This is a genomic window from Flavobacterium sp. HSC-61S13, from assembly GCF_024171535.1.
Lineage (GTDB): Bacteria > Bacteroidota > Bacteroidia > Flavobacteriales > Flavobacteriaceae > Flavobacterium.
The window spans coordinates 397,816-411,844 of record NZ_JALJZV010000001.1; the positions used below are offsets into that span (position 1 = coordinate 397,816).

A 14,029-nucleotide genomic window follows, 5' to 3' on the forward strand; every position below is an offset into this window, starting at 1 on the left:
TCAAAAGTTTATATACGTTATTTTTGAGTTTGTCTAATTTAATTTTAACCAACATTTAACTTATGAGATTTAAACGTACTTTTAGTTTAGTAGGCTTGACCTTACTGATTGGTTTAGGGATGTATGCTGGAAATGATTTAATAAGATTATCCAGTTTAAATCTTCCGTTTTTCCAGGACAGATTGCAGCAACATTTTGAAAGGGTAATCGAGCGTAGCGATTTCTCATTTTTAGAGCTGAATGAAAATAAGGTTAATCAACCAGCGGCGGACATTATTACTAATTGCCCGACGATTGCATTGCCTTTGATTGAGGATTTTGAGAAGGATTCGAAAACTTTGAATTGCTGGTCTATCTTAGATCAAAATAAGGATGGTATTCCAACTTCAAATCAGTGGCAATTGTATAATTCGGCTGCATTTGCTTATAATGGTTTGAATAGTTACTATTTCTTAGGGACTGCAACAGTCAATATCCATAATGATTGGCTGGTGTCTCCATCGATTGCTATGGATGATAGCAGTATTTATAAACTGAGTTATTATTATAGGACCCATGCGAGTTATAATAATGAAATAGAGGTAGCCTTATCGATTACAGGGGTTGATCCGCTGTCATTCACTACGATTTTAGATAAGAAAGCCATTTATAAAAATGGTAATTATAAAAAGAAAACAATTTATATTACCAATGTAAAAGGGGAGGCGCGTATTGGCTGGCACATCACGTCGTCTGGTAGTACAGCGGTTTACTTGGATCAGATTTCACTTGAAAAGGTGGATTGCATAGGACCCAATGAGGATATAAAACTTTCGGATTTAGGTACAAATCAAGTGCGATTTGACTGGCAGGATACGGTAAATAACCAATGGGAGGTTTTTGTAAAGGATGCGGGATTTGGTGCACCGGTTGGAAGCGGTGTATTACTAAATACTACCAATACTATAATTACTAAAGTCAATGGAAGTGGAGCAAATTTACAAGCAGACACCGAATATGAATTTTATATTCGTTCTCGATGTGGTACCAATAAGACTAGTCCTTGGATCGGACCTATTCTATTTAAAACTTTATGTACAGATTTTAGTGTACCATTTTGGGAAGGCTTTAATTTGGATTCGAAAACCTACTCGTGTTGGTCGTTAGTAGATCATAATGGAGATTTTGCTAAACCACTGATACGCAATATCTGGCAACAATACGGTTTTGGGCAGTTCGAAGGAGATCGTGGTATGTATTTTTTTGGAAATGATGCCACAACTGTTAAAAGCCCTCATGATGATTGGATGATTTCCCCTACTTTTAAATTGGATAAGACAAAACTATATCGTTTAAGATATCATTATAAATCGAGTATCGTTGATAAGAATGATTTTAAGCTTTTATTATCGACAACGGGAGTCGATTTAACCGACTTTAATCAGATTTTAATTGATAAAAAACAACATAGCGATGCCAATTGGAGTGAGGAAACCGCTATTATTGGGAATACTGGTGGTATGGTTAATTTTGCGTGGCAGGTTAGTACGGGGAGTTTATCAAGTACCTTATATATTGACAACTTCTTTCTTGAGGAGGTTGTTGGTTGTCCGGAACCTACGCAATTAGGTACTAAGGACGAGAGCGAAAATGGGGTAACCATTATCTGGAACGAAAACTTCGGAAAGGACTGGGAGTATAGCGTTCAAGAGAAAGTGGGAATTAGTCCGAAAACGGGAACACCCACTACTAAAAAGGAGGCTATTATAACTCAGGATAAAAATGGTGTAAAATTGAAACCCAATACATTTTATGAGTTTTATGTTCGTACTCGTTGTTTAGATGGCAGTTATAGTGCTTGGGCTGGACCATTTGTATTTAAGACGGTCTGTGGCATTTTTTCGACTACTCCATATTTTGAAAATTTTAATACCGACTCAAAGACTTTAAACTGTTGGACGGTTTTAGATCAGAATAAGGATGCTATTTCTCCAGTGGGAAATAATTTATGGCGACCATTCGGAGGTACTGATTTTCCAGGATCGCAAAGCATGCGTTTTTTTGGTGATGCAGCTAAAGTCCATGATGATTGGTTAATATCTCCACGCTTGACGTTTAAAGCAAATACCGTTTACCGATTTAGATACAAATATAAAACCGATACCAATAGTGAAGCTAATTTTGAAGTATTAGCCTCCAATAGCGGTATACAACCCAGTGATTTTAAAAGAGAAATTGTAAAAGATGCTTTTTATAAAAGCGGCGTGTTTTCAGAGCATAAGTCATTTATCACAGGTTTATCAGGAACAGTGAATTTGGCTTGGCATAGCAGTGGACCGGGGTTTAAAATAGTTTTTATCGACGATGTTTTTGTTGAAGAAGTCGTCAACTGTCCCGAGCCTTTGGTTTTGGGTGCAAAAGATTTTGCAATAAATCAGGCTACAATTTACTGGACAGATGATTTTGCCGCAAACCAATGGGAATATTATGTTCAAGAAATAGGAGGAGGAACTCCAAAAGGAAATGGTACATCAACTACTACCAAAGAGAATACCGTTACCAAAGAACAATCAGGGGGGACTCTAAAACCCAATACCGACTATGAGTTTTACGTGCGAACTGTTTGCAGTAACGGAACTTTTAGTATTTGGTCTGGCCCTTTTAGCTTTGCAACGCAATGCGATTTATATCAGACGCCATTTTGGGAAAGTTTTAATAGCAATTCTAAAACGGCAAGATGTTGGGTAAGCGTCGATAGTAATAATGATGCTAATGCAAGTAGCGGTTCTTGGCGTTCCATGACAACCAATGCATTTGAGGGAAATGCAGGAATGGGTTTTATCGGTTTTGGCAATAATGACGATTGGTTAATTTCTCCGACTATTGATTTGGATGGAGGGATGTATGTCTTAAAATATCATTATAAGACAAATTCGGAGTTTGAGGTTTTGCTGTCACTAAATGGTATAGATACCAAGGAGTTTACTAAAAATCTGGTATCCAAAAAAACGTACAACAATGCAACTACTTTTATGGAAGAGGTTGTGTTTATCAGTGGAGTTAAAGGGAAAGTCAATATTGCTTGGCATGCCTCCAGCAAGACTTCAACGACTATATATGTCGATAATATTCACCTTTATAAAGTAGATACCTGTCCAGAACCTTATGGTGTTAAAACGAGTCATGTTGGTACAAGCAGTGTGGATGTGGAGTGGAAACAAGATGGAGGTATTTCAAACTGGGAGGTGATTGTTGTGGAGTACGGACAAAATGCCAGCGCAACACCAACTAAAACTTTAAATATAACAGGTAAACCCGAAGCGACGATTACAGGATTGGATCCCGGTAAAGGATTTACAATTTTCATACGCGTCAAATGTTTAGATGGCAAGTCATTCAGTGATTGGTCGACCCCAACTACCATTGGAACTATTGTCGATCAAAACAATAACTGTGATGGTGCGATTCCCATTCCAGTCAATCCGTTAGACAGCTGTGAATTTATGGCTTCGGCAGATTTTAATGATACGAAAGCATCTGCAAAACCAGAACCCGTTTGCGGTTCCGTGGCTTTAAAAAAAGACATCTGGTTTTTATTTGTAGCCTCGGACAAAACGCATATTTTAGAGCTTAAAAATTGGTTGAATTTAGTAGACACCACGGTACCGGTTTTGTTTGGATCCCTATACGACCAACCGTGTAGCAGTATTAATAATAATGCCTTGGAATGTTTTAATCTAACAGCAACGGTGACCAAGAAATTGTTTAAGAATTTGACGCTTGGTAAAACGTATTATATTCGTTTAGCCACCACAGTGGTTAGTTTAAAAGCTGTTTTCAATTTGTGTATCACAACTCCAAAGTATTTAGAGATCAGTCCAAGTGGTGTAAAGTATAGTGTTGAGGAGTTGGTTAAAAATGTATTGGTCAATTCCAATTGTAATTTGGTTTCCAATGTATCCAGTCAGAATGGTGACGGAGGAGCTAAGGCAATGGCCTATAATACCATTGGATATTTTAACAGAGGAAAGACAGACTTTCCTTTCGAAAAAGGCATCATACTGTCTACCAATGAGGTTGAATATGCTTATGGTCCTGCACAAGCGACGAGTCGTGATTTTAGAGGAAACAACGATGCAAGATGGGTTGGAGACAAGGATATTAATGATGCAATAAAAGCAGCCGGCGGGGCTCCTTCTGGTACGACGAATAAAAGAGTCACCCAATTGGAGTTTGATTTTGTCCCTATAGTCGATTCGATACAGTTTGAATATCTATTTGCGTCAAACAGTTATTATTCAGACTGTGCTAGTTTGGGATGCGCTGCTGGTGCGTTGTTTGCCGCTTGGTTAATAGATGAAACTACTGGAGAAGGGCAAAATTTAGCGAAAATTAAGGACACAGAACTCCCGATTGCATTGAACACGATTTTGAATCCGATAAAAACTGGTAAAATACAATGTCCTAGTTCTCATCCAGATCTATATTGGAAACATTACACCCCCAATCAAGACAATCCCTTTGAGGCTTATATCGATTTTGTAGGTTTGACGAGGGTAATGAAATCCAATAAAGTAGCTGTAGTACCCGGTCGAAAGTATCATATCAAATTGGCTGTGATTGATTTTTGTGCCATAGTTTCACATTCTTCTGCAGTATTATTTAATGCAGGCAGTTTTAATCTCGGCGAGCTTAATCTGGGCGAGGATTTAACTATAGAGAATCAAACAGCCTTATGTGCTGAACAAGAAATTATATTGAAATCAGGCATTTCTACTTCAGGAGAATTGAAAACAGCGATCAGCTGGTATAAAGATGGTGTTTTATTAAATGGGATTAATACTCCAGACTTAGTTGTTTCAAAACCGGGATTGTATAAGGTTGTTGTCGATTATACGGATATCGACTGTCAAAGGTCAGATGAAATTTTGATAGAAGTATATCCGCTGATTTCCAGTTTATTCAAAGCACCTAAACCAATAGCGGTCTGTAGAAATTCTTTTGAAAAGCAAATAGTGAATTTAGCTGCTGTAGAAGAGGAGATTTTTTTAACCGAAGATCGTAACTTTTATACTGTAAGCTACCATTTAACGGCTGTCGATGCGGAGTCTGGTGATAACCCTATTTCAACGGATTATGAATTGATCGGTTTACAAAATGTAATAATCTACATTCGACTCGTGGATACACGTATTGGCTGTCACGGAGTATTGACGCTTCCTGTCGTACTTGAAAAAGGTCCTGAACCGAGCAAACGAGAAGATGTCACCATTTGTTCTCGATATATATTTCCGGATTTAGAAGACCGTCAGTTTTATTTTGAAAAGACTGCTGGAGGCGGGCGGGAATACCAGGTAGGTGATGTATTAGATGTACCTGGACAACACAACGTATTTATACTGCAAAGGAATACTAACAAAGGCTGTTATGAAGAGATTTCTTATCAAGTCCATATCACAGAAAGGGTAGTTGCTGATGTATTCGAAGACCTTGTATTGGACTGTAAAACGCATCAATTAGCGCCTTTGTCTGTGAAAAACAAGTATTATACTCAATCTGGAGGTCAGGGAATTGAACTAGCGCAAGGCACTATCATAACTCAGTCTCAAAAGATTTATGTTTACGCTAGATCGAATGACGGTTTGTGTACCGATGAAAGCAGCTATACAGTGAGTTTTAATGATTGTCCGATTCCAAAGGGAATATCCCCGAATGGCGATGGCTCTAATGATCGTTTTGACTTGTCGGCGCATGGTGTAACGAGCTTGGTGATCTATAACCGTTATGGTGCTGAAGTATTTGCTTTTCAAGGTAGTTATACCGATCAGTGGAACGGGCAAAATCAAAAAGGTAATGGACTACCCGACGGTACTTATTATTATGTGATTGTTGCGCATGGAAAGACCAGAACGGGCTGGGTTCAAATCAATAAATAACACTTAGACGGATTTGTCTATTCGCTGATTCGCAATTTGAATTACTTTGTGTTATATATTTAAAAAAAATAGGCTGTCATAAACGACAGCCTATTTTTTTATAATGCAGGCAGTAATGCTTTTTTAAAAAGTGATTATTCGGACATGATACTCTTGATTAACTTTTTCATTTACTCTGATCTATGGAAATTAATCCGATACTTTTTTTTGAGCTTTTATTCCCAATTTTAGAGCTTTTATTCTGTTGAGCTTAAATTTTCTTTACCGCATTATCCTCCCTTTATCCTCCCTTTATCCTCCCAGTATCTACGAAGCATCTCTAGGGTATGGCTATATACTGTCTAAATCTACTTGTGCGTTAAGTAAATTCGATCTATAACAATATGGATAATTTGTCTATTTCGGACATTTTAAGGATTGCTGTGTTATAGTTTTTTAATAGAGTAGGTCACGTCCTAAAATCACCTTCTTTAATCAAGTGTTCGTTATAATCGTCAAAAGTGAAAATATTGAAACAATTCGAAAAGCTTAAAAAATTAGTTTTCGTTAAATCTGTTTGTTGTTGAGATGGATTAAAGAACGTTAAGATGAAATCGAGATTAATATACTTTTTATTACGAGTGAGTAGTCGACCCATTGGAAATAATATTATATTTAACTTCCTTATTGATGAACGGATATTGTCATTTTCAATACTGTCTACAAATGCTTAATTTTCAAAGTATTCAGCATGGTAATGGATGAAATCCTATGCGAAAGGAGTAATTTTAAAACAGATCATAATCGCCTAATAAACACAACAATGAAATCACTCTACCTTAAAGTTGCGCTTATTTTTTTTAGTTTTAGTCTGGTTTCCTGTGATCGGGACGATAATGATCTATACAAACATTACGAGAATCAAAATCACTCCGAAGAACTAAAAGGTTGGTGGCAACATATCGGTCAGGAAGATAATAAGCATCCCTTATATGAACACTTTACCGATTTTATGGTAACCACTTATGACTACAGTATTTACACAAATAAATACGATCAAAATATGGGCAGATATTGGTATAATGACGATACAAAAATTTACTATCTAACCATTGGCGACTATAAGTCAAAAGGGGAGGAAGACAGTTATAATTTTGTTTTAAATCCCACTAAAGATACTTTAAAGATTTATATGGAAGCAACACCCTATGTTTTTGTGAGGTCAACCGGATTGTAAATCTAATTCTGTGGGTTTAGTTATAGTTCTAACAGGCTAATTACCTATTTATTTTTAGCCTGTGGTCCACCTTACTGTATGCATATTAGCTTTCTATGTTTATTGCTGCATATTCTTTTGAACTCTAAAGGCTTTTAAACTCATTCCCTTATGTCTTTTAAAAAATTTATTGATATGGCTTTCATCAATAAATCCAAATTCACTAGCCAATTCATGGACCCGTATATCGCTAAATTGCAGTCGGTGTTCGATTAGTCTTATTCTATAGGATGAGATGTAGTGTTGTAACGATTCGTTGCATTGCTTTTGAAAATAACTACCGAGATATGTAGGCGAAAGACCGAATTTTGCTGCAATTACCGCAATTTTTAATAGAGGTGGATGGAATATGTTTGCCTGTATGTAAACGACTATTTTCAATATACGTATATCTCCAGCAGTTGATAACTGTTGCGGTTTACTTAAAGCAATATTTCTAGCCGCAATAACAAGTATCGCATTGACCAGATGTGTTATAAGGTCCTCTTTATACAAGCTGTCGTTGTCAATGGTCTGCCGTAGGTTATCTATCAGTAGATTGACCAAATGTTGATCATTTGGATTGGTGAGTAGAGAACCCGAAACATGAGAGGCATGATAGAGCAGACACTCGATGTGATCGATACTTTTCCATTGGTATTCTCTTATATAACTTTCTCCGAAGTGTATCACTATAAATTCACAACTGCTATCAAGATCAAAACCGTGGTAGTCTTTAGGTGTAATCAAAAAGAGGTTACCAGCCGCAAACGCAGTACTATTGCCATTCACTTGATAATAACCCGAACCAGAAATCACGTAAACCAATTCAAAAAAATTGAATTGTCGCTCCCGTAGGGGACAATGATCAACTTTTTCATAGTATACTTCAAGTGCTTGGTGTATGTTTTCTCTGGCCATAAGCACAAAGATACCGAAATTAGCTTTAAATGTACCTGTTTATGTTGAGTATTCCGGTATACTTTTGTCAGATATAATTGACACCCAAATTTATAAATCCCATTTAATGAAAAAAATAGTCGTAATCAACGGGCATCCTGATCCAGAAAGTTTTAATGCTGTGCTGGCTCAGTCGTATATTCAATCTGCCTTGGAATCTGGTTCTGAAGTGCGGTATATAGCTATTGGTACTTTAGATTTTAACCCCAATCTTCAATATGGCTATCGACAGCGTATGGAATTGGAACCGGACTTGCTGCAGGCATTGGAAGACCTACAATGGAGCGATCACCAAGTGTGGATTCATCCGTTGTGGTGGTTGGGTATGCCTGCGATTATGAAGGGCTTTTTTGATCGCTTATTTCTACCGGGATTGACTTTTAAAGTCAACAAAGGAGCGTCTACGACGGGTTTGTTACAAGCTAAAACGGCTCGGATTATTACTACAGCAGGAGATCTGTCTATCGATGTCTATGAAGAGATTTATAGATCAAGCGGCCTTGTGCAGTTGCAAAAGGGTATTTTGGAATACTGTGGTGTAAGCTCCTTTCAAAGCGATTTTATTGGTCCTTTGCACGAGTTAGACCATGAGGCAAGAAAAAGCTGGATTGAGCAAATGCAACAACTCGCTATATTCGATTCGGTATAGGATTGATTCTTCTAAACAGGATAATAAACAATCGATGCAAAAGCCTTGTTAGCCGCAACTTCTTAAAATTCGCGAACTTCGTCAAACCATTTATTGGCTGTTGCTACAGTTATTTCTAATTTAGAGGTTTCAACTAACTGATTAACTGCAGTTGCTGTGTCCTCTCGTTCAACAGTTTCTATATTGGGCAACGTATTTATCAGCTCTACCAGTTTAGTTATAGCTGTTTTTACTTCGTTTTCCGTTTTGGCTTTAGAAATTTCTTTTCCGGTTGTTTTGTATGCTTTTGTTGCAATTTTCGCGTTTTTACTTTCCCAATTTGTAAATGGAATTCCGTACTCTGTTGTAAACCAAATGGAACTTCTCAGTTTAGAAACAGAAGAGTAGTCCAAGTCTTTTTCTTTTGCTAGTTGCTTTAATTCTGTATTTAATCTTTTGCCTGTTATTTCGTCAATATTCCATCCGATAAAGGATTTTAAGTTTTTCCAAGAGTTTAAAGAAGGGAAATTTTCCAAGTTCGGAGCATATCTTATTCCCAAACGTTCCAAATCTAACAAATCACTTAATACATCGCCATGGATCATGTTGCCAGTTACATTCAAATTTTTTAGATTCGGAAACTGTAATAAGCTTTCACAATCCAAAGGCTGCCCTAATGGCGCCACTGTGATGTCCAGTGAAGTAATCGTTTCTAAATTTTTTAATGGAGGTAGTTTGTAGGCTAAAGCTGTTTTTCTATTATCCGTAAAGGGTGCCAAACTTAAGAATGGATTAGCCTGGTTCGATATAATTTCAAAATTCGCAAGATTGCCAGAAAGGTTCAGTTTCATCAAACCAAATCGGCTGTCACTGATTGGACTATCTAAAATAAGCTTTATCGGATGCACGGTTGCCTCAATAGAAAAATTTCGGATTTTTGAATTCCTGAGATCAACAGTAATGGGTGTATTAGGATGTAAAGAAAATTCCTCTATGGCTCTCGTTTTAGACCATTCAACAAAACTGAGATCATTGCCCCAATAATAGAAAAACCTCGGCCAATGTCCACCAGCTGGGGTCGAAAATTCATCGAAAGCATTCCAATTGATCGTTAAATTCTCTTCGACAAGAACATCGAATTTCTTTTTATCCATACCAACGAAGCCTATCGAAAAACTGCCTTGTCCCAGTGGAATTTTAAACAGGTGACTGTTAGTACTGGTTAACGAAATAGATATAGGATTTTCTCTGTCCATAGTAATTTTCTTGGTGAGCTTTCTGCTACGGTTTCTAGTATTGTGGAGCTTATGATCTTCGTAATCGATTACTTTATCTTAGAGCTAAAATTTCTTTAGAGTGATCAAGGTCATGTTTGTGCCTAACCTTACAAAAAAGGGTATGGTTTGTTCGTTAGTATCTAAAATTTGTTTAAGGTTTTGCATGAAGCCATTCGCTCTTATTTAATTCAAACCAATTGTGCTCGATTCCTTCATAATCAAAAGTTTCTAGTAGTTTTAAACCGCTTTTTAGCAAGACGTTTTTGGAACCTTTATTTTCGATGTGGCAGATGGCGTAAATTTTTTCTGTTTCCAAGTTTTTAAAAGCATATTCTACTAGGGCAACAGTGGTTTCAGTAGCAAGGCCCTTTCCCCAATAGCTTTCAATAAATCGGTACCCGATCTCATAAAAATTTTGGTGGTTATTCATCGGTTCTTTGATCAATTTAATACCCGACCAACCTATAAATTCCCCTGTAATTTTATCAATTACCGCCCAACGTCCAACGCCGTTTTCCTGGTACTGTTGCTGTACGAATTCAATGTATTTTCCCGCTTCTTCTCGCGTGCTTATTGGATTATTTCCCAAATAGGTATGAACAGCAGGATTACTATCTAATTCAAATAAACCATCTTCATCACTGGCTAACATCTCTCTTAAATACAGTCTTTCAGTTTCAATCTTGATATTCATGCTTTTTAGTTTTTTATGTTAGGTATGCTCAAAAATGAGGTACAATGGATTTACAGCTCAATCAAATTTCGGCAAAATTGGACGGAACGTTCCATTTAGTGAGAACACATCCAACACTGCGCGCCAACAGCTAAATTAAATAAAAAAAGCCAATACTGACAGTATTGACGGGTTTGTATGTGGAAAACACCGGTATTTGTAAACCAAGAAGTTTTGACGAATACTAGTTATGTGTAGTATTTTTTAATCATTTATCAATATTAAAAAACTCCTTCTTTTTTAGTATTTAAACAAAATTGCACATCCATAGGAATTATTATTAAGCACAATAGAGATATCATTTTTTAAAGGAATTTCAATATCATTACGCTTTTAATTTCTATACTGTTCGGACAAATTAGATGCATGAAAATTTAAAATAAAATTCAAAAGCACTGTTTTATTTTATGGTCAGAAGTATCGAGTTTTATAGTTAATATTACTGCTTGTATGGTGTATTTGTTTGTTGTCTAGTATTTTAACAAGTGTTTTTATGGAGAAAAAAAATATTTTTCTATCTTGTGTTGTGATTTTATAAACATCGTTTAAACAAATGTCTGATGTAGCTGTTGCAAAAGAAGTATTTATGGAATTGTATTTAATACGCAGTTATTTTGAGGCGGGCACTAATGGACGTCTTGAAATCGATGGGGAACTGATTTGCTATGCAATTGAGTTGCCTTGGAAGAATAATGAACGAAGGGTTTCCTGTATACCCGAAGGAAGGTATGCCTTGAGAAAGCGTTATAGTAATCGGTTTGATTGGCATCTGGAGGTTCTGGGTGTGGAGGGTAGAAGTTTTATACTGTTTCATCCTGCCAACGATGCTTTGAAAGAGTTGAACGGTTGTATTGCTCCGGTGAGTCAATTGAGTGGTGTGGGTAGGGGAACGGCTTCCAGAATGGCTTTTTCGAAATTAAAGGAATTGGTATATCCTAAATTAGAACAGTTGGAAGAGGTGTTTTTAGTTGTGGAATCCTAAAGGAAATAATGATGACTATATTGGATAGGGCTAAGAATTGAATAAATTTAAGATACTAGTCAATATAATCTGCTAATCGACATCAATTTGAATTCATCTATTGCGGTAATAGGTAAGCCTTTTCGTAATCGTCGTTCGTGATATCATAATAATATACGCCGTTTTCCAATTCAAAATCATCAGCTGAAGTGGACGATCCAATCGGGGATCTTTTATTTGTAAAACACAAATTGTCAATGCTGTTATCCGAGCATATATAGCCGCGATCGGTAGTGGTAAATTTGATCTTCATATATTTTAAATCAAAAGGACTTCCTATAAAACTATTGTTGACGTAACTCAAAGGCATCGTACTTTCCGTTGGCCGTAAGATTACATTAATCAAAGTGTCGTTTCTATCAGAGTTAGATAAGTCACCGGTGATGATTATCGATAGCGGTGCTACACTAGTGTTTCTAAAACTAATTTGTTGTTGATATAGTTTCTCCTCCTCGCTACAACCCAGGAATAACATAGCTGTCAAAATAAAAATAAAGCTGTTTTTCATCACTTTCGTACTATTTTAAATATAGTTGAGATAAAGGGTTAAATTCTTTTATGTTCTTTAGATTGGGTCAATGTAGGAATAAATAATATAGATTCCATGCTTTTATAAGAATAGTATAGCCTTTTTACAAACTTGTTCCTAAGAACGTCGTTAACAAGGAATATTTGATGCTATTTCTACTAAATAGATGCTGCGAATCTTATTCATCTTCTAAAATCAAGTAATATAGACAGAACCTATCAAATTGGAAGACAAACTTTTAGCGATTGAATTTTTTTATTTATTATTGTATATCTTTTCAAAATGACACCAATTGATCGAAATAGGTGGCACGGTTTGACCGAAATACCCACCCAACTATTAAAGTCTAATTAAGATGGTTAGATTTGAATAATAAAGCATGAATTTTAAACTTAAAATCTATAAATATGAATTTAGAAAACAACAAAAATGTAAAAGAAATTATCGATAATTTAAGAAATTGGCAAAAATTTAAAAACAATCCGCCTTTACTATTGGAGTTATTGAGCAAAGCCAGTTATTTTGAAATAGATAATTCAAGCTCGGAAGACGAATCAGCCTGCTATCATTTATACCCAGCTGTAGAGATAGAGGAAGATAGCGAGAAAAAACTTGAGGCTTACAGTCTTATTTTTTATATGATTTCTAAGAACAGAGATAATAAAGAATTTTTAGACAAGAATAAGGATCATATCGACCAATATATAAACAAGTTTCAGGTCATTAATCGTCATTTAAATGAGGATACCGAAATATCAAAGGAGGTTGCTGAAATTAGAAAAAAAAGATGGAGTCATGAAATTGAAAAATGGTTGTCTGAGAATGAAGTCTTTGAAGTTTTCGAAATACCAACAGGGGATTTTAAATTTAATGATGATCATGTAGTTATGCAAGGCCATTTTGGCATAAAGGATCGAAAAAGAGAAAAGATATTTACCACAAGGGGCTCCAACAAGTCCTTATCTTTCAAATTTATTATTGAGAAAATTTGATGATGATTTAGGACAATATTGTTTTGAGAATAAAATATACTAGACATGCAGATGATTTAGCTTTTTCTGGTGAAAAGATTGATAAAGAAAATTTAATTGTTTTTATTAAAGATAAAATTACTTTACTTAATCTTACATTGAATAAAGACAAGATAAATTACATGAAGCAAAACACTCAACAAATTATTTCTGGAGTGATTGTCAACAAAAAAATGCAACTACCAAAAGATAAAAGGAATGAGATTAGAAAAAACATGTACTATATAAATAAGTATGGCTTTCAATCTCATCTAGAAAAAATTAATAAAAAAAGAGATAATTATATTTTACATATTTTAGGTTTGGTTCAATATGGTCTTAATTTAAATCCAAACGATAATGAATTAAAAAAATACAAAGATGAGTTAAGAACATTATATATTAATAAATAGTATTACAGCTAACAGATAAGGATTCGTGTGGCTTGAAAAGCCAACAATGAAGCCTATGTTGAACGGAACCGGTCCGTTATGTGGTTGTCGTAATTAAGTAAAATATATATCACCTATTGGCTAAGCTTGGTAGATTAAGACACTGTACCAAAAACTGTGTAAGTATGAAATTCTGCTTGGGCTAAAACCGAGCAGAATTTTTTATATATTTAATATTTACATAGTTATGAAAACAAAAGAGACACTAATTAAATGCATTTTAAATCTATAATTAATACCTATAAAACAAAAAACAGTAGTAAACTTTTG

The 14,029-nt window shown here is 35.5% G+C and carries 10 protein-coding genes; 6 read left to right on the forward strand and 4 right to left on the reverse strand.

Annotation, left to right across the window (positions count from 1 at the left end):
* The first annotated feature begins 62 nt into the window (after positions 1-62).
* Both L1275_RS01675 and L1275_RS01680 read left to right on the forward strand, forming a co-directional pair.
* Positions 63-5,915 carry a choice-of-anchor J domain-containing protein gene (locus L1275_RS01675; protein WP_253469055.1) on the forward strand — a complete coding sequence of 1,951 codons (5,853 nt, stop codon included), beginning with the start codon at positions 63-65 and terminating at the stop codon, positions 5,913-5,915.
* A gap of 802 nt (positions 5,916-6,717) precedes the next feature.
* Positions 6,718-7,131, forward strand: a complete 414-nt coding sequence (locus L1275_RS01680) for a hypothetical protein (RefSeq protein ID WP_253469057.1) — start codon at positions 6,718-6,720, stop codon at positions 7,129-7,131.
* Positions 7,132-7,230: 99 nt separating this feature from the next.
* On the opposite strand, the gene L1275_RS01685 is transcribed toward L1275_RS01680, so the two are convergent.
* Positions 7,231-8,070 (reverse strand): helix-turn-helix domain-containing protein, encoded by an 840-nt coding sequence (locus L1275_RS01685; RefSeq protein ID WP_253469059.1) that lies wholly within the window; start codon positions 8,068-8,070, stop codon positions 7,231-7,233.
* Between the two features lie 106 nt (positions 8,071-8,176).
* Between L1275_RS01685 and L1275_RS01690 the strand changes: the two genes are divergently transcribed.
* On the forward strand, positions 8,177-8,758 hold the full coding sequence (locus tag L1275_RS01690) for an NAD(P)H-dependent oxidoreductase (protein WP_253469061.1): 582 nt from the start codon (positions 8,177-8,179) through the stop codon (positions 8,756-8,758).
* Between the two features lie 62 nt (positions 8,759-8,820).
* On the opposite strand, the gene L1275_RS01695 is transcribed toward L1275_RS01690, so the two are convergent.
* Both L1275_RS01695 and L1275_RS01700 read right to left on the reverse strand, forming a co-directional pair.
* Positions 8,821-9,993, reverse strand: coding sequence for a hypothetical protein (locus tag L1275_RS01695; RefSeq protein WP_253469063.1), 1,173 nt, complete (start codon positions 9,991-9,993; stop codon positions 8,821-8,823).
* 172 nt (positions 9,994-10,165) lie between these two features.
* The gene (locus tag L1275_RS01700; protein ID WP_253469065.1) at positions 10,166-10,708 is read right to left on the reverse strand and encodes a GNAT family N-acetyltransferase; all 543 of its coding nucleotides are present in this window, start codon (positions 10,706-10,708) and stop codon (positions 10,166-10,168) included.
* A 592-nt stretch (positions 10,709-11,300) separates the two neighbouring features.
* On the opposite strand from L1275_RS01700, the gene L1275_RS01705 reads away from it, so the two are divergent.
* Entirely contained in the window at positions 11,301-11,729 is a 429-nt protein-coding gene (locus tag L1275_RS01705; protein WP_371923411.1) for a DUF5675 family protein, read from the forward strand.
* Between the two features lie 97 nt (positions 11,730-11,826).
* On the opposite strand, the gene L1275_RS01710 is transcribed toward L1275_RS01705, so the two are convergent.
* Positions 11,827-12,276 (reverse strand): hypothetical protein, encoded by a 450-nt coding sequence (locus L1275_RS01710; RefSeq protein WP_253469067.1) that lies wholly within the window; start codon positions 12,274-12,276, stop codon positions 11,827-11,829.
* A 428-nt stretch (positions 12,277-12,704) separates the two neighbouring features.
* Here L1275_RS01710 and L1275_RS01715 point away from each other — a divergent pair, with 428 nt between their 5' ends.
* Positions 12,705-13,289, forward strand: a complete 585-nt coding sequence (locus tag L1275_RS01715) for a hypothetical protein (protein ID WP_253469068.1) — start codon at positions 12,705-12,707, stop codon at positions 13,287-13,289.
* Positions 13,290-13,312: 23 nt separating this feature from the next.
* Complete coding sequence (locus L1275_RS01720; protein WP_253469069.1) at positions 13,313-13,720, forward strand: hypothetical protein; 408 nt, start codon at positions 13,313-13,315, stop codon at positions 13,718-13,720.
* Positions 13,721-14,029 lie beyond the last annotated feature (309 nt).

Excerpts from the sequence above, each read along its gene's own strand:
- L1275_RS01675 (WP_253469055.1), top strand. The coding sequence starts at position 63 with ATGAGATTTAAACGTACTTTTAGTTTAGTAGGCTTGACCTTACTGATT.
- L1275_RS01680 (WP_253469057.1), top strand. The coding sequence starts at position 6,718 with ATGAAATCACTCTACCTTAAAGTTGCGCTTATTTTTTTTAGTTTTAGT.
- L1275_RS01685 (WP_253469059.1), bottom strand. The coding sequence starts at position 8,070 with ATGGCCAGAGAAAACATACACCAAGCACTTGAAGTATACTATGAAAAA.
- L1275_RS01690 (WP_253469061.1), top strand. The coding sequence starts at position 8,177 with ATGAAAAAAATAGTCGTAATCAACGGGCATCCTGATCCAGAAAGTTTT.
- L1275_RS01695 (WP_253469063.1), bottom strand. The coding sequence starts at position 9,993 with ATGGACAGAGAAAATCCTATATCTATTTCGTTAACCAGTACTAACAGT.
- L1275_RS01700 (WP_253469065.1), bottom strand. The coding sequence starts at position 10,708 with ATGAATATCAAGATTGAAACTGAAAGACTGTATTTAAGAGAGATGTTA.
- L1275_RS01705 (WP_371923411.1), top strand. The coding sequence starts at position 11,301 with ATGTCTGATGTAGCTGTTGCAAAAGAAGTATTTATGGAATTGTATTTA.
- L1275_RS01710 (WP_253469067.1), bottom strand. The coding sequence starts at position 12,276 with ATGAAAAACAGCTTTATTTTTATTTTGACAGCTATGTTATTCCTGGGT.
- L1275_RS01715 (WP_253469068.1), top strand. The coding sequence starts at position 12,705 with ATGAATTTAGAAAACAACAAAAATGTAAAAGAAATTATCGATAATTTA.